Raw genomic sequence first — 20,055 nt, forward strand, 5'->3', positions numbered from 1 at the left:
TATCTTTACTGCTGAAGCTGATGCGTCAGTTCAATTAAATTTTCAGTCTCTGCCATCAGATGTTCTACGCTCTTCTGGTTCTTCTCGCAGGTTGTCAGTGTACTATTTGTATGAGCTGCTACTTCTTCTGAAATAGCGGAAATTGTCTGGATACTATCCATGATACCTGCATTGGCACTTTCTAATTCTTTCACAATACCGGACAATGCATCCGACTGGCTCTGTACACGGTCCGAATTATCCTCTATTGTACGGAAGCTGCCGGCAGTTTCATTGACTGTTACATTCTGATGTTCAACCTGTGAAATCATGCTTTCGATGATGGTCACTACTTTTTCCAGTTCTTCCGATACATTTCTTATCAGTTCTTCAATACTGACCGTTGCTTCCTGTGTCTGGGTTGCCAGACCGGAAATCTCAGATGCTACTACAGCAAAACCTCTTCCTGCTTCACCTGCACGGGCTGCTTCAATTGACGCATTTAATGAAAGCAGGCTGGTTTCTGAAGTAATATTATTGATAATCTCAATGATGGAATACATTTTATCCATATACTCTTTTAAAGAAGTAAGTTCTGCTGCCACCTGACTGTTCGTCTGCTCAGTCACACTCACCTGCGATACCAGCTGTTCAATATTTTTCTTACCCGCGTTCAATGCTTCTGCTGTAACTGTCATGCTCTCAGCAATGCTGTCAGAAGCCTGGGTTACCTGCATTACTTTTTCCTGGATTGCTTCTGTCTGGCTTAACTGATTCTGCACCGCCTCCGCTGTATCTGTTGTTCCACCGGTCAACTCTTCCATTGCATTTCTGGTATCGCTGACACCACTGCCAAGTAACTCTACTTCATCCGACATTCCATTAATTTTCTTTGTCATGGCATCAGATACTTCTAAAATTTTCTGAAGCATGGTATCAGACTGTCCCTTTGCCTGATTCATTTCACCCAGCCGTGATAAAAACGATTTCTGCAAAACAGCAGAACTGCAATAAGAAAATGCTGTTGTCAAAATCAGTATAATAATCTCTGTTCCATAGAAAGCAGGTCCCTCACCTTGGCCTTTCATGGTATGTACTACAATAGAAATAAGATTTACGATAATTGCTCCAATTCCAAGTTCCAATGCATATTTCGAATCTGAAAATACAGAAATCAAAATAAACATCGGTATTACATATACAAAAACCAACTGATTGCCGGCACCTATCAGTGCCACCGTATAATATACTGCAAATCCAATCCCCAAAAGATGCTTGATTGCTTTTGTCTCCTGATCTTTCCTATAGCAAATCCATTCTGCCACCACCGGTCCAAGTGCCAGCACAATAAGCACCGCCACATAAACTACATTCTTGGAAGTTTTGAAAATTTCCAAAAAATTAACCAGTGCCAATAAGATTCCCATAATTGTATGCCCTGTCATTGCAGTCTTATTTACTCTTCCTTGTTCTGTCAATTCTTTCATCCTCCCATATATAACATATATAAACTGTAATTTTTGAACTTTACCAGCAATTTTATTATACCTTTCTCTACATAAATTGAAAAGACTTTTATTTATACGCCTTACCATATGCCTTTCCATTGGACTCTTTTATTATTACGTTCATAAAAAACTTGCTCTTCATCTTTAAACTGGCATGGTCATTTTTATCAAAATTGGATGTTTTTATAATGCCATTTCTGTTTTATGATAAACCGCAACAAAGAGAAAGAAAAGAGGACTTTATAATGAAAAACGAAAGAATCTACAAACTTGTACTGACTGCTCTTATGGCAGCACTTTCCTATGTGGTATTCACATTCTTACAGATTAAAATCGCACTTCCTGGCGGAGATGCTACATCTATCCACCTTGGAAACGCGGTATGTGTATTAGGTGCATTACTGTTAGGCGGTGTCTATGGCGGAATCGGCGGTGCCATCGGTATGACAATCGGCGACCTTTTAGACCCGATTTACATTGTATACGCACCAAAGACTTTTATCTTAAAATTCTGCATCGGCCTGATTACCGGTCTGGTTGCTCACAAAATCGGTAAAATTTCCACTTCCCAAGATAGCAGGCACGTTTTCAAATGGGTTGTCATCGCAAGTATCTGCGGACTGTTATTCAACGTTGTTTTTGACCCACTGTTCGGCTACTTCTACAAACTGGTTATCTTAGGAAAACCTGCAGCAGAAGTTACACTTTCTATTAACATTGCAGCAACCAGCATCAATGCAGTATTATCCGTTATCGTAGCGACTGCTGTATACATGGCACTGCGTCCGGTACTGGCAAAATCTAATATGCTGCCACGTCTTGGAAAGGAAAACGCATGTGCATGAAATTAAATACTTTACCACCAAAGCTTCTGATCATCAATGATATATCCGGTGTGGGACGCTGCTCCATGAGCGTGTCCCTCCCGGTGGTAAGTGCATGTAAGGTACAGGGAATCCCTGTGCCTACTTCTGTTTTCAGCAATCATACTGGTTTCCCTACCCACTTGAAAATTGATTTAACCGGACAGCTTAAGGATTATTTTGCTGCACTGAATATTCTTTCCATGAACTGGGACGGCATCTACTGCGGCTACCTTGGTGCAAAAGAACAGCTTCATGCCATTTCCGATTACTATGATTCTCTCACCGAAAAACCTCTTTTTATTATAGACCCGGTAATGGGTGACCACGGCAGAGCCTATCAGCATATTACGCCGGAATTCTGCAATCACATGAAAGACTTTGTATCCCGGGGTGATATTATCACACCAAATCTGACGGAAGCCTGCCTTTTAACAGATACGCCTTATCCGGAGCATGACTGCACCGATTCGGAGCTTTCTGCCATTTCCAAAAAGCTTCATGCACTGGGTGCGAAAAAATGTATTATTACCGGCTGTCCAAAAGGCGACACTTTCCTTAACTATATTTCCGATAGCAGCGGAAATGTGGATACTGTTTCCACGAAAAAAGCCGGTCCGGGGTATCCCGGAACCGGCGACATCTTCGTCAGTATTGTATCTGCACTTACCTTACGGGGCTTCTCCTTACAAGAATGTACCACACAGGCAGCTCATTTTATTGCTTCCTGTATTTCCTATTCGCAGTCGCTTTCGGATGATACTTTGCAGGGTGTTATTTTTGAACCGCTTCTTTCTGACTTAGTGACACTTTAATCTCAAGAAAGAGAGTCTAAGTAACTGCCTATCAGATTTGCCATCTGGACATATTCTGCGGATGTACCACCTGCTGTATAGTTGGCACAACTGTCCACATACTGGTCAGCCGCAGCATTTGCTCCGATGTAAATGCTTTTATCAGCAACTTTTCCTGCAACGGAATTTTCTCCCTGAAACAGGTCTTTTAATTCCTTCTTATCTGCATTTTTCAGAGTTTCCTCATCTATTACAAGTTTTCCATTACTGTCTACGGTAATGCCGACCTTCTGTAACGCTTCACTCTGACCGGAAACAATGCTTTTTAATTCCTTGCTGTAATTTGTAGATTTGTCTGTATCAAGGTCTGACAGGCTTTCTAAAAGACTGTTATAATCTCCGGTAAAACGCTCTATCAGTGAAATCAAACCGGAATAATCTCCGCTTTCTTCTGCCTTGGCAAAAATGGAATCCTCTCCTGTTTCACTTAATACTGCTGCACTTGCTTTGAGTGAGGATGCAGACTTCTTGACACTGTCATATTCTTCACTCTTTTTCCCGGTTGTTTTGCTGCTCTTCTCTGTCTCACTGCTCTTTTTTAACAAGTCCACCACTTTTGTATCATTGTCTGTGTCCGTATTCAGCGAACTCATCAAAAGGCTGTTATTTCCTGTTACACGAATCATGTTTCTCCTCCTAATTTTAAGACAAAATTGCCTCCATGCCGTCTTATACCTGATATATCGTTCTTTTTTCCGAAAATCTTAACCTTTAAGCTAAGCCTTTCTTGCCGCTTTTAACATGGCAATCTCTCTGGCATAGCCTTCTAAATCATTCGGTGTTTCAAGGTAAAACGGCAGTTTTTTCAATGCCGGATGGTTGATTATCCGCACAATGGCATCCATGGTCAGATTGCCTGCACCCAGACATTCATGACGGTCTTTATGGCTGCCCAGTACATTTTTCGAATCATTCAAATGAATGGCACACAGTTTATCCAGTCCGATAATGCGGTCAAATTCTTCTAATACTTCCTCTAAATGTCCGCTGATATCATAGCCGCCATCAAAAACATGGCAGGTATCCAGACAGACTCCCATTTTCTCCGGATATTTTACCCTGCTTAAAATCTCCTGCAGTTCTTCAAAGTTTCTTCCTACTTCTGTTCCTTTTCCAGCCATGGTCTCAAGCAGCACTGTTGTTTTCTGCTCCTGCCACATGATTTCATTTAAGACTCCTGCAATCTTTTCAATTCCAACTTCCGCTCCCTGCTGCACATGGCTGCCAGGATGAAAATTATATTTGCAGTCCGGTATCTCCTCTAAACGCCGCAAATCATCCGCCATGGTTTCTCTGGCAAACTCCTGTACCCGCTCATCTTTGCCGCAGGCATTTATTGTATAGGGTGCATGGGCAAGAATCTGCCCGATGCCATGCTCCGCAGCATACTGCTGATATGCAGCTATATCTTTCACATCTAAATCCTTTGCTTTGCCACCTCTTGGATTTCTGGTAAAAAACTGAAATGTATTGGCTCCGATTTCCTCTGCCTGCTTTGCCATAGCAAGGAAGCCTTTTGATGATGATAAATGGCAACCGATTCGAAACATATTTTTCTCCTTTTTCCTTTTCCTACGTTCAATCAATTTTGGGTTATAAAACTATTGTTATTTCATCCGTGTCAGCCTGTCCATTGAAGCCAGATGCGATACAACGTCTGCAAGTGACACTAAGAATTTTGTTCTACTTATTGACTTTTCCGGCAACCGGTGCATATTCGCATCCATGCTCAGATGCACCTCGCTGGCACATCCCTGTGCCAGCGTTGCCAGATTTTCTCCAAAATTCCAAGTGCCACTAACAGACTTTTGTTATGCATCTTCCTTCAATGGACAGGCTGACACGGATTTTTAAATTATAATAGTTTTAATAATTGCATTAATAAGTCTATGGTTTATGAGGTTCGGTGATTGGGAAATGGGAAAACTATTTTCCGTTGCTTTGACAAAAGGGCTGAACAGTTCGTCGGAATGCGGATGCCTTATGAGGATCGTTAGGGGCTCTTAGAATTTCGTCCTGCAACAGGCAATGCCGGCACAGGGACGTGCTGGCAAGGCACAATTGAGCAAGGATGCGAATTTGCGCCGGTTGCCAGATAAAAAGATTATCTACTTCGAAATTCTTAGTGCCCCTTTCAAGCATCAAGTAGTATCCGTCTCCGACGGACAGTGCAGTACTTCCGCAAAACAATGATATGTCTTTTCCCCTCTCCCAATCACCGAACACTTGTTATTTCATTATAACCGTTATAAAATGAAAAAGTAACCCCAAACCAGCAATCCGCCCCGACAACTCAACAGGGCACAAACAGAAACGAGAATTTATGAAAATTGGAATTTTATCAGATACACATGGTGTATTAAAGGATACATTTTTAGAAGAGCTGCAAAGCTGTGATTATCTTCTGCACGCAGGAGATATTGGAAGTCTCAAATGTTATGAGACTTTAAAAAATCTGCATGTTCCGCTTTATATCATCAAGGGGAACTGTGACAAAGGCGAATGGACGAAATATCTGCCGGAGACTCTGGCAGCACCCATTGGTGGGAAGATTTTCTATCTCATCCATAAGAAAAGCGATTTGCCTTATCCACAACCGGTAGCAGATTTTATTATTACCGGGCATACCCACCATTATGAAGTAAGTAAAAGGGGAACCACTACTTTCATCAATCCGGGCAGTGCCGGTCGAAGCCGCAGTGGTTCCTCCTGTACTATCGCTATTCTGACTTTGGATGGGGACGATGTTTCTATTTCACCCATTTATACCGAATAGCAATTTATATCGTGTGATAATTTTTATTGCATATCAATTGATATTACATCATGATTCTATGTCATTTGACTCTTTCGGTTATTTTCCAGCACCAGTTGAAAATATCTCTGAAACAGCAGCCTGGTATTCTATCAGGCTGTTTGCTTTCTTTATCTTCTTCAACGGTTTTTCAATTCCGGTAAACTGTGTGCCAAGATAAAACCACAATTCTTTCATTTTAAACAGGACATTTTTCTCCCCGGACATTTCTTTCTGATAGCCGGCAACCAGCTTATTGTGAAATGTATAAAGCCGTTTTAATTCAGCAGCCCTGTCTATTGTGCTGCCGGAGCGGATTTTCTCTATGAGTGCCGGGTCTCTTATAACACCACGCCCTAACATAATGGCATCTATCGTTGGAAAACGTTCTGTAAACCGCTCATAATCTTCCACTGTAAAAATATCTCCATTGTAAACCAGCGGATTCCTGCTGTACTCCAGTGCATACTCTACCATCGTCCAATCCGGCTTATTTTTATAATAATCTTCTCTGACACGGGGATGTAAAATCAGCTCCTTTATCGGGAAACGATTGTATATTTTTAAAATGCCTTCAAATTCATCCGGATATTCCATGCCAAGTCTTGTCTTAATGGAAATCTCTGCATCCGTCTTTTCAAACATTTCATCCAGGAAATGAAGCAAGGCTCTTTCATCATCTAAAAGTCCGGCACCTCTTCCCTTCGATACTACCGTTCCGGAAGGGCATCCGGCGTTGATATTAATTTCCTGATAACCAAATGCTTTCAGCTCTTCTGCAATTGCTGCCACATCTTCTCCACTCTTTGACAGCACCTGTGGCACGGTATACATGCCGGCATTATGCTCCGGGCTTAAATCATTTCTTTCTCTGGCATTGAAGCTTCGCTTCGTATGTAGAGCTAAAAATGGTGTAAAATATTTGTCGGCATCTTCATAGCATGCATGGTAAGCCTGCCGGTATACATATCCTGTAATTCCCTCTAAGGGAGCTAAATATAGTTTCATTGGTACATCCTGTTTTTTATTTCATTTCTCAATTCTGTTTTCAAATTCTGCTTTTTATCTTACCCTTCGATTTCAAGCATGCTTGTACAATGTGGACAGCGTGTTGCTTCCAGTGCAATAAACCAGTTACTGAAATCCAGTCTTCCAACTACAAGACTAAGAATCGGCATAATTACATTGTCTACCAGCGAGCTTACAAGTGAATTAAAAGCACCACCGATAATCACACCGACTGCAAGGTCTAACATATTTCCTCTTACTGCAAACTTCTTAAACTCTTTCCACATCTTCATTCTCCTTTGTTCTAAGCACTCTATTTAGCAGTTCTTCCTTCTGCTTTTCCATTGGTCATATAATGCATATAGTAACTCTTCAAATCATTTCCAAAGGCTGCCTTTATATCACCATTGTTACTAATATAATAATTATAATCAAAAACCATACTATAGTCTACTCCATTATGTAAACTTCTGATTTTTGATATCCTCTTTTGCCATCGTTATAAAAGTTTCCATCTCATGCATTGCTCTTCCTCCTTTCACTTGCTAGACGGATGAAAAATGGATGAGGTTTTAAAATTTCCAAAAAAATTTTATTTTTTCAAATTTGTTGACCAAATGGCTGAAAATTGGATTTTGTCATTGAAATAAGACTATAAGAGTGCTAAATTTTTGAATTGCGTGTTTAGTGGGGGAAGGTGAAGTTTTCGCTGTATTCTGGAATATCTGTGCAGATATCCTGACAAAACAGAAATTTCATCTTCCACCATAAACAAAGGAACAAATGAGGAGATTTTATTATGAACGAACTACGACCAAAGCTCTTTGATGTGATGAAGAGCTACACGAAGGAGCAGCTGATGAAGGATATCATTTCCGGTATCATTGTTGCCATCATCGCTCTGCCACTATCGATTGCCCTTGCGATTGCATCCGGTGTTGGTCCGGAACAGGGGCTTTATACTGCAATTATCGCAGGATTTTTTATTTCATTCTTTGGCGGAAGCCGTGTACAGATTGGCGGTCCGACTGCCGCTTTCGTTGTTATCATCTATGGCATCGTTGCAGAGTATGGAACCGACGGTCTGATTGTTGCTACCATTCTTGCCGGTATTATCTTAGTAATTATGGGAATCTGCCGTTTTGGCTCCCTGATTAAATACATTCCCTATACCATTACCACCGGATTTACCTGTGGAATCGCAGTTACTTTATTTGTAGGACAGTTAAAGGATTTCTTCGGTATGGATATTGCCTCTGTTCCTTCTGAATTCTTAGATAAAGTAATTGTATATGCAAAAAATATCCGCTCCATCAACCTGACTGCAACCCTGATTGGCATTGCGGCTGTTGCAATTATGCTGCTCTGGCCGAAGATTACCGATAAGATTCCGGGGTCTCTGATTGCGATTATCGTAACAACAGCAGTGGTTTATTTTGCCAAGCTTCCGGTCAATACCATCGGAAGTGTTTACGGGGAATTAAATTCTACATTTCCAGGTTTTCATGTTCCATCCCTTTCCATGAAGCTGGTACAGGAAATGTTGTCCCCGGCATTTACCATTGCAATCTTAGCTGGAATTGAGTCCTTACTGTCTGCTGTTGTTTCCGATGGTATGATTGGCGATACCCATAAATCCAATGCTGAGTTAGTGGGACAGGGGCTTGGAAATATTTTCTCCGGTCTCTTCGGCGGAATTCCTGCCACCGGAGCCATTGCCAGAACTGCTGCCAATGTCCGAAACGGTGGACGTACTCCGATTGCCGGAATCACCCACTGCATCACTTTAACCATTATTCTTCTGGTGTTGATGCCGCTGGCTGCACTGATTCCTATGACAACACTGGCTGCCGTACTTTTAGTAGTTGCCGCTAACATGGCAGACTGGTCCTCTTTCTTCCGCCTTTGTAAGATGGCACCTAAGAGTGACATTATCGTTCTGGTTGCAACCTTTTTCTTAACGGTATTTTTCGATCTTGTGGTTGCCATCGAAATCGGTGTTGTATTAGCAGCTCTGCTCTTTATGAAACGTATGGCAGAAACAGCTGATATCAAAGCATGGAAATACACAGATTCTCCTGACATTACACCGGGTGAAGCGGAAAAACTGCGTGACATCCCGCATTCCATCAGTGTTTTTGAAATCTGCGGTCCGATGTTTTTCGCCGCAGCAGACCAGATTCTTAATATCAACAGTAACCATCATACGAAGGTTGTTGTCATCCGTATGCGTAGCGTTCCTGCCATTGATGCCAGCGCAATGCGTTCTCTCCATGAGCTTGCCAACCGTGCAAAACGCAAAAATATCACGCTGGTATTCTCCCATGTCAATGAGCAGCCAATGCGCGTGATGGAAAAAGATGGTTTTATTGGATTAGTTGGAAAAGAAAATTTCCATCACAATATTGTGGATGCACTGGATTATGCAGAAGCACTGGTAAAATAAAATTTGAGAATAAAGAATGTGCCCTGGCACATTCTCGCGCCTGCGGCGGTCGCTTGCGACATCTACCTTATACGCCGCAGTGCACACTTTATTTTTAATGATGCAATCGCATATGCTTCCTGCAATTACACACTTTTTCCATTTTTATAATAATCCCTGAATCAAAATAAACAGAATCAGTATCGGAAGGATAAACTGGAAATATGGCTTTAATCTTCTTGCAATCTTAATGCCTTTTCCGGTATTTGCTTCCTCTAAGTAGTTGTCAAATCCCCAGCCCCACTTCGTCACACAGAACAGCAGGTAAACAAGAGAACCGATTGGCAGCAGCAGGTTACTTACAATAAAATCCTCGCTGTCCAGCACATCCCTTCCGCCAATCAGATGGAGATTGCTCCACACATTGTATCCTAAAACACATGGCAGACTGGCAATAAGAATAATGATTCCATTTACCAGTGCCGCTTTGTTGCGTTTCCAGCCAAACATATCCATGCAGAAGGACATGATATTTTCAAATACGGCAATTACCGTAGAAAAGCTTGCAAATGTCATGAACAGGAAGAACAGTGCGCCCCAGATTCTGCCGCCACCCATATTTACAAAGACATTTGGCAGTGTCACAAAGATAAGACTTGGTCCTACGCCTACTTCCACGCCATAGCTGAAGCATGCCGGAAAAATAATCAATCCTGCCATAATCGCCACAAAGGTATCCAGTGCACAGATACGTACTCCTTCTCCTGCCAGCGTATGGTCTTTTCCCATGTAGCTTCCGAAAATCTCCATTGCTGCCACGCCAAGGCTCAAAGTAAAGAATGCCTGATTCATGGCAGAGGTTATTACATTTTTCAAACCGACTTCCCGGACACTGTCCATATTTGGCACCAGATAGAACTTCAATCCCTCGCCTGCTCCGGAAAGTGTCAGGCTATGTACTGCAAGGACAATAATCAGTATCAGCAGTGCACTCATCATAACTTTACTGATTTTTTCCAATCCGTTCTGCAAGCCGCGGCTGCATACAAAGAATCCAACCACAACAGTCAGTATCATCCAGAATGCCATCTGTTTGGGATCTGCTAAAAGATTGCTGAACACAGCTCCGGTCTGCTCGACATCCATTCTTGGGGTAAATTCACCTTTTACAAACTTATAGAAATAAGTTACCATCCAGCCGGAAACCGTTGTATAATACATCATCAGCATATAACAGCCGAAAATTGCCACCCAGCCATGAATATGCCATTTACTCTTTGGCTTCTCCAATGCCTTATATCCTAAAACTGCACTTTTTCTGCTGGCTCTTCCGACTGCTAATTCCATTGTCAGTACCGGAAGCCCCATGGCAATCAGGAATATAAGATAGAACAGTACAAAGATTCCTCCGCCATTCTGTCCTGCCACATACGGAAATCTCCACACATTTCCAATTCCGATTGCGCATCCTGCGCTTACCAGTATAAATCCCAGACGGGACTTAAATGATTCACGACCCATATCTATAAATTTCTCCTTTTGTAGTTTTCTCCCTAGTATAACATGGAATCACCGGTTTTGATAACTACTTCTTTTTTATTACTTTTCTTTTTCTAAAAAGATAATTCCCGGTGCCGGATTTTGATTACTGTCTTTTTCTGTCTTTTTCTCTTTCTCATACTCCGACAGTGCCTTCAATGCCTGTCCCCCCATAAGATACAGCATTCCGATATTAAATATCGTCATCAGTCCGATTCCCACATCGCCTAAATCCCATACGAAGGTATAGGTTGCAATTCCGCCGATAAAAAGCATAATCAGTGCAACGACTTTATAAAGGGTCTGCCAGATCCATTTATCTCCAAATAAATATGCCACATTGCTTCTGGCATAAAACAATATTCCAAGAAATGTGGAAAAGCTGAACAGAAATAAGGTCAGTGCAATAAAGATAACTCCGAATCTGCCCAGATGATACTGCATGGTGGACTGCAGCAAATCCATACCAGCTTTTCCTGCAATTATCTTTTCCGGTGCAATAAGCATAATCATAGCGGTACAACTGCAAATGATAATCGTATCGATAAATACGCCCAATGCCTGTGTCAGTCCCGCACGTACCGGATTATCGCATTCCGCTGCTGCCGCTGCACAAGGTGCAGAACCGGAACCTGCTTCATTAGAAAACAGTCCTCTCTTAACTCCATTCATAAGCACTGCTCCAAATCCACCGGATACTACCTGCCGGATACCAAATGCCTCTTCAAAAATCCTGCCAAATACGCCCGGAATACTGCGGAAATTTACGATAATAATAAATAATGTAATAAAGAAATAACACACTGCCATAATCGGTACTATCATATCCAGTACTTTTACAGTTGCATTTTTCCGCAATACAATCACCGCCGCAACTGCCACCAGTACAATTGTTGTATACAAGGGTGGAATATGAAATGCATTTTCAAAAGAAGATACCACTGAATTACTGATTACCTGGCTGATTCCACACCAGCAAATCAGACCGGATATGGCAAATAACACTGCCACCAGCACATGTTTTTTCTTCTTTCCTGACTTTTCTTCAAAAAAATGATGGATATAATATGCCGGACCACCGCGGTAACCGCCATACAGCGGATCTTTTTCCTTATGCAGCTGTGCCAGAGTTGCTTCAATAAACGCTGTAGCAGAACCGATCAGCGCTGTAATCCACATCCAGAATACCGCTCCGGCTCCACCTGCCGACACTGCTGCAACTACACCTACCAGATTTCCCATTCCCACACGGGTTGCCGTGGACACAATCAGCGTCTGAAAAGTTGACAGACTGTCTTTATGCTCCTTCTTTGCTACCAGTGCCCGCACCATATCCGGGAACAGTCTTATCTGTAAAAACTTTGTCCGAATCGTAAAATAAATTCCTGTTGGAATTAACAAAATAATCAGCAGTGAAATGCCAAGACTGCCTCCCCCCGGAAGCGGAATTTTAATCCAGTCTCCCCATAAAAATGAATACACTTTTTCAATAATTGAAACTACCATTATAAAATACCTTTCTCTCTTCGTAATAACCCTATTGTGGTATTTTAACATTTAATTTCACATTTGGCTATCATAATGTGACAACTCTTTTTCTATCCAGGTCATAATCACATCCACCAAGTATTCCTTCTGCACCTGGCTCAGTTCTTTTCCCGGCTGTATCTTATGCCACTTTCGAATGCACTCCCGGCAGCAGGTTGCCGTTGCATGCTGGGCAATAAAAACAGGATGCCCCCGCATGGGCGTCTGCTTTCCATCGTTTGGAATTACTGCCGGTGCCTCCCTTTTGGCAATAAAATCCCTGGCATGCTCCCGGATTACATCCAGTCCTTTTTCCTTTATATATGCAATATCTTTTTGTTTTAAATGAAAGCTGCTTCTGAATTTAGAGGCTGATAAATGTTCAAAAAGCTGCCGGTACCATTCTTCTTTGGTCATATGGTGGGTCCTCTTTTCTAAACTATAGTTACATTTTACAACCAGACTGTTTTCGTTGCAATCTTCTCCCGAAACCGCACATCATGGTCTACCACCAACATAGTTGGCTGATATTTAAGAATCAGATTTTCAAGCTGCATTCTTGAAAAAACATCAATATAATTCAGCGGTTCATCCCAGATATACAAATGCGCCGGTTTCAAAAGGCTGGCTGCAATCACTACCTTTTTCTTCTGTCCTTCGGAATATTCTTCCAGCTTTTTGACAAATTGTTCCCGTCCGATATCAAGCTGCCGCAAAATACTGCAAAGCAGACTTTCCTCTAACTGGTGCTCCATGCAAAAAGAGTGCACGGTTCCTCTAAGATGCGAAGTGTCCTGATTGATATAAGAAATCTCTATTCCGGACGCAATTCTTAAATCTCCCTGTTCCAAAAAATTTTCTTTTTCTCCTAAAATTGCTTTTATCAGGCTGGTCTTTCCGCTTCCATTTTTTCCACTGATAAATAAACGGTCTCCGTTTCTGATTTCAAAGGTCTGGTTTTCAAACAGCATTTTATCGGCATCTTGATACCGCAAACCATACTGATATGCCGACACCAGTACTTCTTTATGATGTGTCAGGGGATTCAGTTTCAAATCAATGGGCTGTTCTAAATCCACCAGCAATCCCTCTTTTTCCGCAATCTCAGTCTGTATCCGCTGCTCCATCTGCTTTACTCTTGCCTGCATTTTCTTGGTTTTCGAACCGATATATGCCCGGGTGCTGATGCTCCGGTCATTTTCCTTTATGGGGTCAAAACCGATTTTGCTGTTCTCGCTCCTTTCCGACCAGTTGCGCACTCTCTTTGCTGCTTCGTTGAGCTTACTTATTTCCTTTTTATGCTTTTCATTTTCCGCTACTGCAAAATTGTCTTTCTTCTCTTTATTTTCCCACCAGGAGGAAAAGTTGCCCGCCTGCACCTCAATGGTACTGCGATTCAGCACCAGCACATGGTCTACGCAGGCATCCAGTAAATCCCTGTCATGGGAAACAAGGATAAAGCCCTTTTTCGATGCAAGATACTGTTTTACCATTTCCCGGCTCCCATCATCCAGATGATTGGTGGGTTCGTCTATCAGCAGGAAATCATTTCCTTGCGAAAACAGGACTGCCAACATAACTTTGGTCTGCTCTCCAAAGCTTAGTGTTTTCCATGGCCGATACATGATTTCTGCATCTGCCTGCAGCTTCGAAAGCTCCGCATAAATTCTCCACAATTCAAGATTTGCCTTGAATTCTTCTACAAATTCCGCCGCTGGAAATTCCCATTTTTCCTCTGAAATATCATATGGGAAATAATCAAAAACGGCATTCGAAGTAATAGAACCGGTATATTCATATTTTCCCATCAGTAAATTTAAAAACGTGGATTTTCCTTTTCCATTTCTTCCGATAAATCCAAGTTTCCAGTCCGTATCAATAGAGAAAGAAACATTTTCGAAAATATTATCAAAGCTTCCCTCATATGCAAATGTTAAATGATTTACTCTAATCTGTGACATATAGCCTCCTATCTGTCACCAAATAGTGGTTACGTTCTGTCACCAGCAGTTTCTTATAATATGCTAATTAAGTGCAACAAAAAAAGAGTGGTCATGAGAACATAATCCACTTTTGGCAACACGAAATAGCGGTACGATTACCGCAGTTAAAATCTTCATGCTCTCAAAAGTCAATTATTTTCTCATTGGACACTCTCCCTTCAAAATTAAATCTAGGGTTAGTATACGGCAGGGTGGGGTGATTGTCAATGGAGCATTTTTTAACCATGCCATAAATTTCTCAGTTGCTACTCTTCGACAGTTTCAGCTAAATAGATTCCCCACTCTTTTAACAATTCCGGTAAATCGTATACTGTTTTTCCATTTTTCTCTATCCTCTCCGATGAACCCGGATGTTCCAGTGAAAATGTATCCCAGGCTGTAATGAAATTTTCTGCTTCTCTAATATTATGTGGTTCATAAAAATCATTATATTTTTTTATATCCTGACTATATATAGAAACAACATTGTACTTCTCAACCATTATTTCATCATGTGATTCATGGCATCCAAAGCCAAATTGGCACATTCCATCTGCTAACAGCAAATCTTTTGTTCTTTCAAATAATATAAGTGCCGCATCAACACTACATCCATCAATATAATAAATGTCTTTATGAAGTGCTGTCACAATTCCCGAAGCTTTTGGTGACTCCTTTTCACCAGAAGCCGGCAATTCAAGAATAAAAAATAATGGTTCATCCTTAATTGCAATAAAATGCTGTATTACCTCTTCTAATTTGTCAACTCCCACATTTGCAACGATACTATTTTCTTCCATTTCATATCCTTCCGAAAGTTTCTCCGGAAATGGGACATGATATCCTTCTTTTAACTTTAACATAACTTTATCACCTGCATTTCTATATTTTCTTTGGCTCCCTCTCTCTCTTTACCGTTCCATCAATTGTCTGCTAATTTCTCTTACTGATCCAAGTTGTCTTTCAAACATGATATCCCATAAGTTTAAACACTTATCAGCGATCTGTTTATCTGTCATTCTACTAGAATTAGCGGTCTTATCATATAAAGAAATAATCAACTTTGAAAGCTCATTTTCTATGCCCCATTGTTTTCTCAACTCTTTAATCTCCATCTTTAAAACATTCTCGCAAAGCTGTATTATAATATCTGCATAATCAACGACAAAAACTGCACTTTCCTCCAAATAACGAACAAATGCCCTTACCAACCTTCTACTTACTTTAGTTTTCATAAATTCCTGCAAAAACACTTTATCACGCTCGGCATCAACATACTTATCATAAAACATTTTGGCTAATGGAAATTCTACATCTGCATCAACGTTCTTATAAGTAAGTATTATATTTTGGGCTTTATTTCGATAATCATTGACGTTCAAATAAATTACAGCCATATCTAATATAACCTTGATTTGCTCTTCACTTTTAGATTGAACAGCCATTATAGTTGCTTCAAATTCATTATGTCGTATATAAAATTCGCAGACAGCATATCCTCCTAACTCTACAAGTTGCTTATCTTCAGATTCAAAACATTTCTCGATAATGCGAATAACTCTTTCTTTATATTGGGGATATACGAGAAAGAACATATTTTTCGAATCACAAAAACTTGCCATTCGAATGTCTGACTCATACAAATGCAATATCTTTTCCGCAGCCCATTCTCTATCAATATTATAAGATGGCCATAAAGCATACAATGAAGCAAAACGCACTGCAGGATTTTCATCTTTCATCAATCCTTCAATAACATCTTTAAATCGTAAAAACGCTTCCTGATCTTCCCAGAGCAAATGTCCTATCACCATTGCTGCACTGCCTCTCGCACAGTTTAATGCATTGCTATGCAACATATTGCAACTCTTCATTTCTTTATCTTCTGAATTTGTTACCATTGGGTTATCTAATTCTGGATTGCAATGTCTCAAAGCAATATTCATTAATTGTTCCATTACCTCCGGTGACCAATTAACATTACTTATTTTTTCAACTATCTTACAAAAATACAAAGCCCTATAACTTTTCATGTCACACGGAAATTCAACCAATAACCTCTCTATAACTACAGAATCAACCTCATCCAACTTTTCCGATACTTCCACTCCTAAAAACAGCGAATCTACAAAAGCAGGCAACACTCGTTCCTTATTCTTTAAAACAAGTTCTATCATCTCCTGTGGATGTTGTTCTACCACCAATTGAAAATCACTTGCATAGGCTTCATAAGAACTTTCAATAAATCCGCCTTCTACTTCAATCCATCTACGACCATCTCGATTCTTCAACTTGTTGTTTGTAATAATTTGAAGCCACTGACCCCTACTAATATTTTTACCTGAAACAGGAGACTTTCTCCATCCCGCATGTCCATTCTTATTATAATAGCACAACGGTTCTTTATGAAAACGCCTATCTAGTATACGCAATAATTCTTTTGCTTTTTTGCTAATTCTCTCTTCTGGTAAATATCGTAATAATTCATACTGCAAATCTCCCCAAAAACTCCAATACACAGGTTGACATTCTTTTCGTTCATTCTGCTCAATTCTTCTTTTATACCATTCAGACGCCTTTGGAGAAATATATCGGCAAATTGCATTTTCTATCATTAATAATTCTTCTTTATCACAACTATTCCCATGAATTTTTAGAACCTCTTTTACAAGCCCTAATTCATCTTCTGCTCCACTCGTGTAATCAAAAATATTTTTGTCCATATCACTGCAGAGATAACGCATTATCCGATTACTATATTCAGGAGACACAACTGTCAATCCTGTTAGAATAATTTCATTAAACACATAATACCCCTGCCCCATATATGGTTCATAGCATTTCCAAAAATACTCTGGAGATTTGTAGCACAAAGCTATGGTCGCCTTTTTAACTAACTCCACACAAGTCCTTTCAATACTACTTTTATACATATGTACTCCTGACCAATCGCCATACTTTACTTCATACCCACACTCCTTTGGTATATATTGAAGCAATTCTTTAAGTATATATTCCCCGTTATCCACTAAAAAAGAATTATCTGAATCCACTAATTCTTCCTCGTAACGATATACATATCTCCCTTGACTTTTAATTTTATTTTTCAGCAAAAATGAAATAAGCCGTATCGTTCTCCCTTCAAATTGATTCATCATTGTTTTGACATCTATATAAATTTCTTTTGCGTACTTCGGATAATGTTCATAAAACATCATCCGAAGTTCAAACATTTCATCACTTTCCTGTGTTATATCATGAAGAAAACATCGCATAAACTGCTCATCATCACTTTTATCACTAAAAGCATGTCTTTCAATAAAAGAAATATCCTCAACATCTAAATTTGGTGCAATACTCGTCAACAAATTAAAAACAATACTTTTTTTCTCCTCCATCGAATACCATCGTTCTAAAACACCTTGATTTCTTAATATAGTTATATATTGCTTTCTCGTAAAAATAACATTATTCAGCAAATAATTTCCATAAATCTCATTTTCACAATTATCTATAATAAATTGAATAATATTATCATCTGGTTCTTGAATTTGTCCCAAAATCTCATAAAAAACATATTTGACATAATATCTTATGTTATCTGAAATTAACATTTCCTTACCAAATATGATGAAGTCTTCACTATTATATTCCAAAAGATTCTGCAAAAACATCTGTACCTGATATCGTCTTCCGGGCGTTTGTCTGCATTTTTCGCCTATAATATTTTCCAGCTTTTGCACCTGAAAATATTTTTCCATCATTCTTTGCGACATAAAATAATCTAAAATCGATTGATGCACAAAGCCCACCCTATCATTTTGAATCACAACAATTTCTGATGATATCAGATAATCTAATCCAGCTTCTTCAACATTCAGTATTTGTTTAGGAACATACAAACGTCCTGTTTTCTCCAAAACATCAACAATTCTTATTTTCGTTTCAGTAATAGTTCTTTGCTGTAATCCCATGGTTATACTTTTTCTACATATTTGCTCAAACCATTTATCTATCAAATGACTGGTAGTTAAACCATCCCCATAAATTTCTTTTTTTTCCAAATGTTGCCAGATATAAAGATTACTTGGTATTCTTAATAGTCTTTTTAATTTAAATGACAATTGTTCATAGTTTTTACCAATAATATCTTTTACAACATCTTCTTTAAAATCACCTACTTTAATTATTTTCCAAACCTTCTCTGAAGATTCCTTCTTTTTAAATAGAGATTTTATATTATTATCATTTTCAAGATCATATGTTCTGCAGACAAATATTATAATTATTTTTTTCTTTCTTTCATAATTTAAGTATTCTACCTGTCTAATTAACTCTAAACAAACTGCAAGTGCTTCGCTAGAATTTGCCTGTGTCCATCTTAAAGCATCTAATTGATCTAAAATAATTACTGCATTTTCATTTCTTGAAGTGCAGTGCAAAGAATGAGCAATTGAACTGGGAAGTCCTAACCCTTTTCCCCAAATCTCACAATTTTTATAAGGTATTCTCTGATCAAGTTTTATCGCAATATGTGGAATTTTCCTTTCTTCGCAATAATTTAGAATTGCTTCTGTACACCCACTTTTTCCAGAACCAGCACCTCCAGAAATAATAGTTGATTTTTCATTTTCAATAGATTTTATGCAATCATCAAATTCATCTCTATATATCAAAGTACCTTGCAATGCCCTGAAATTTTCCCTATACTCTTGATTAATCTCCTCAATTCTCGGTGCGATTCTTTTATCTCCCTCTTTTAGTCGAAGAATAATTTCCTGTTTTATAAAATAGTCGCTTAATAGGGATTGTGTAATTTCTTTTCCTAATATATTCTCTGCTGTAGCAAATGAAAGTAATGCATTGTAAACTAATTTTTGTTCACTGTTAAACAAATATTGTATATTCTGACTTATACGTTCCTCTAACTCGTATTCTGATATCTGCTTATAAAAAATTCTCTTCAAATAATCAATACTTTTTAAGACATCAACTTCTTTTTCACTATTCAAATCCATTTCCTTGCAAAAACTTTTGTAGAATTTTCGAAATTCTTTACTACTTTTCATGATTTGTATATCATAAAAATCTTCTGCATTACCACTAGTATTGCATGCTCGATTATGTAAATCAAACAAAAAGGAACACGTCATAGGACTAACTAATGACACTCTTCTATTGTTATCCCTATTTAACTGAGTCTTCCACGAAAAAAATATACCTTTCCCTTTTAAATCCGAAATATCCCAATACTCTTTACTTGCATTCCGTGCTTTACATTGTTGATGCTCTTTCTTTCCATCAAAAGTCGTTACTAATATATCAGTACCAACTTCATCTATACCAAGTGCTTCAACAATAACACTATAATTTGTTTCATTCAAAATTTTGAGAAGTTCATAAATTATACAGTTTATCTCATATCTATTCCCTTGTTTGTCTGCTCTTCCACCTTTTTCAAATGGCATAATTCCATCCCTCCCACAAAATTTTAAAGTTTCCTCTCACTAAAATTTATTTTAATAATTACGTTAAATCTGCTCTTCATATATTGCTTTTTTCTCTGCACAAATCAT

16 protein-coding genes are annotated in these 20,055 nt (G+C 39.2%); 4 read left to right on the forward strand and 12 right to left on the reverse strand.

What is annotated here, in order from left to right:
* Positions 1–5: 5 nt before the first annotated feature.
* On the reverse strand, positions 6–1,457 hold the full coding sequence (locus DWX65_RS06270) for a methyl-accepting chemotaxis protein (RefSeq protein WP_158564709.1): 1,452 nt from the start codon (positions 1,455–1,457) through the stop codon (positions 6–8).
* 275 nt (positions 1,458–1,732) lie between these two features.
* Here DWX65_RS06270 and DWX65_RS06275 point away from each other — a divergent pair, with 275 nt between their 5' ends.
* Together DWX65_RS06275 and DWX65_RS06280 are read left to right on the forward strand one after the other, a co-directional pair.
* On the forward strand, positions 1,733–2,332 hold the full coding sequence (locus DWX65_RS06275) for an ECF transporter S component (protein ID WP_118173081.1): 600 nt from the start codon (positions 1,733–1,735) through the stop codon (positions 2,330–2,332).
* Positions 2,329–3,165 carry a pyridoxamine kinase gene (locus DWX65_RS06280; RefSeq protein ID WP_158561561.1) on the forward strand — a complete coding sequence of 279 codons (837 nt, stop codon included), beginning with the start codon at positions 2,329–2,331 and terminating at the stop codon, positions 3,163–3,165. Before DWX65_RS06275 ends, DWX65_RS06280 begins: the two co-directional genes overlap by 4 nt.
* A 2-nt stretch (positions 3,166–3,167) precedes the next feature.
* Here the strand turns inward: DWX65_RS06280 and DWX65_RS06285 are convergent, their stop codons facing one another.
* Positions 3,168–3,830 carry a flagellar filament capping protein FliD gene (locus DWX65_RS06285; protein ID WP_118173082.1) on the reverse strand — a complete coding sequence of 221 codons (663 nt, stop codon included), beginning with the start codon at positions 3,828–3,830 and terminating at the stop codon, positions 3,168–3,170.
* Between the two features lie 90 nt (positions 3,831–3,920).
* A complete protein-coding gene (locus DWX65_RS06290) occupies positions 3,921–4,754 on the reverse strand; it encodes a deoxyribonuclease IV (RefSeq protein ID WP_117699058.1) in 834 nt (277 codons plus the stop codon).
* Positions 4,755–5,527: 773 nt separating this feature from the next.
* On the opposite strand from DWX65_RS06290, the gene DWX65_RS06295 reads away from it, so the two are divergent.
* Positions 5,528–5,980 (forward strand): metallophosphoesterase family protein, encoded by a 453-nt coding sequence (locus DWX65_RS06295; protein ID WP_118173083.1) that lies wholly within the window; start codon positions 5,528–5,530, stop codon positions 5,978–5,980.
* A 78-nt stretch (positions 5,981–6,058) separates the two neighbouring features.
* Here DWX65_RS06295 and DWX65_RS06300 read toward each other — a convergent pair whose 3' ends face one another.
* From DWX65_RS06300 to DWX65_RS15505, 3 genes are read right to left on the reverse strand one after another with little or no spacing between them, the layout of a single operon-like run.
* Positions 6,059–7,006: a tRNA dihydrouridine synthase gene (locus DWX65_RS06300; RefSeq protein ID WP_118173084.1), complete on the reverse strand. Its 948-nt coding sequence runs from the start codon at positions 7,004–7,006 to the stop codon at positions 6,059–6,061.
* Positions 7,007–7,065: 59 nt separating this feature from the next.
* The gene (mscL, locus tag DWX65_RS06305; RefSeq protein WP_118173085.1) at positions 7,066–7,293 is read right to left on the reverse strand and encodes a large conductance mechanosensitive channel protein MscL; all 228 of its coding nucleotides are present in this window, start codon (positions 7,291–7,293) and stop codon (positions 7,066–7,068) included.
* A gap of 26 nt (positions 7,294–7,319) precedes the next feature.
* Positions 7,320–7,448, reverse strand: a complete 129-nt coding sequence (locus DWX65_RS15505; RefSeq protein ID WP_278336298.1) for a hypothetical protein — start codon at positions 7,446–7,448, stop codon at positions 7,320–7,322.
* Positions 7,449–7,805: 357 nt separating this feature from the next.
* On the opposite strand from DWX65_RS15505, the gene DWX65_RS06310 reads away from it, so the two are divergent.
* Positions 7,806–9,452 carry a SulP family inorganic anion transporter gene (locus tag DWX65_RS06310; RefSeq protein WP_118173086.1) on the forward strand — a complete coding sequence of 549 codons (1,647 nt, stop codon included), beginning with the start codon at positions 7,806–7,808 and terminating at the stop codon, positions 9,450–9,452.
* A 144-nt stretch (positions 9,453–9,596) separates the two neighbouring features.
* On the opposite strand, the gene DWX65_RS06315 is transcribed toward DWX65_RS06310, so the two are convergent.
* The 6 genes from DWX65_RS06315 to DWX65_RS06340 form a co-directional block, all read right to left on the reverse strand.
* Positions 9,597–10,952, reverse strand: a complete 1,356-nt coding sequence (locus DWX65_RS06315) for a sodium-dependent transporter (protein WP_118173087.1) — start codon at positions 10,950–10,952, stop codon at positions 9,597–9,599.
* 78 nt (positions 10,953–11,030) lie between these two features.
* The gene (locus tag DWX65_RS06320; RefSeq protein WP_117841346.1) at positions 11,031–12,476 is read right to left on the reverse strand and encodes an alanine/glycine:cation symporter family protein; all 1,446 of its coding nucleotides are present in this window, start codon (positions 12,474–12,476) and stop codon (positions 11,031–11,033) included.
* Positions 12,477–12,533: 57 nt separating this feature from the next.
* Positions 12,534–12,914, reverse strand: a complete 381-nt coding sequence (locus DWX65_RS06325; protein WP_118173088.1) for a DUF4186 domain-containing protein — start codon at positions 12,912–12,914, stop codon at positions 12,534–12,536.
* 35 nt (positions 12,915–12,949) lie between these two features.
* Positions 12,950–14,458: a ribosomal protection-like ABC-F family protein gene (abc-f, locus tag DWX65_RS06330; protein WP_118173089.1), complete on the reverse strand. Its 1,509-nt coding sequence runs from the start codon at positions 14,456–14,458 to the stop codon at positions 12,950–12,952.
* Positions 14,459–14,745: 287 nt separating this feature from the next.
* On the reverse strand, positions 14,746–15,342 hold the full coding sequence (locus tag DWX65_RS06335) for a hypothetical protein (RefSeq protein WP_117699065.1): 597 nt from the start codon (positions 15,340–15,342) through the stop codon (positions 14,746–14,748).
* 48 nt (positions 15,343–15,390) lie between these two features.
* Positions 15,391–19,947: a hypothetical protein gene (locus tag DWX65_RS06340; protein ID WP_118173090.1), complete on the reverse strand. Its 4,557-nt coding sequence runs from the start codon at positions 19,945–19,947 to the stop codon at positions 15,391–15,393.
* Positions 19,948–20,055: the final 108 nt, after the last annotated feature.

Origin of the sequence: Roseburia sp. AF20-18LB, assembly GCF_003461185.1 — a bacterium.
GTDB lineage: Bacteria > Bacillota > Clostridia > Lachnospirales > Lachnospiraceae > Roseburia_C > Roseburia_C amylophila.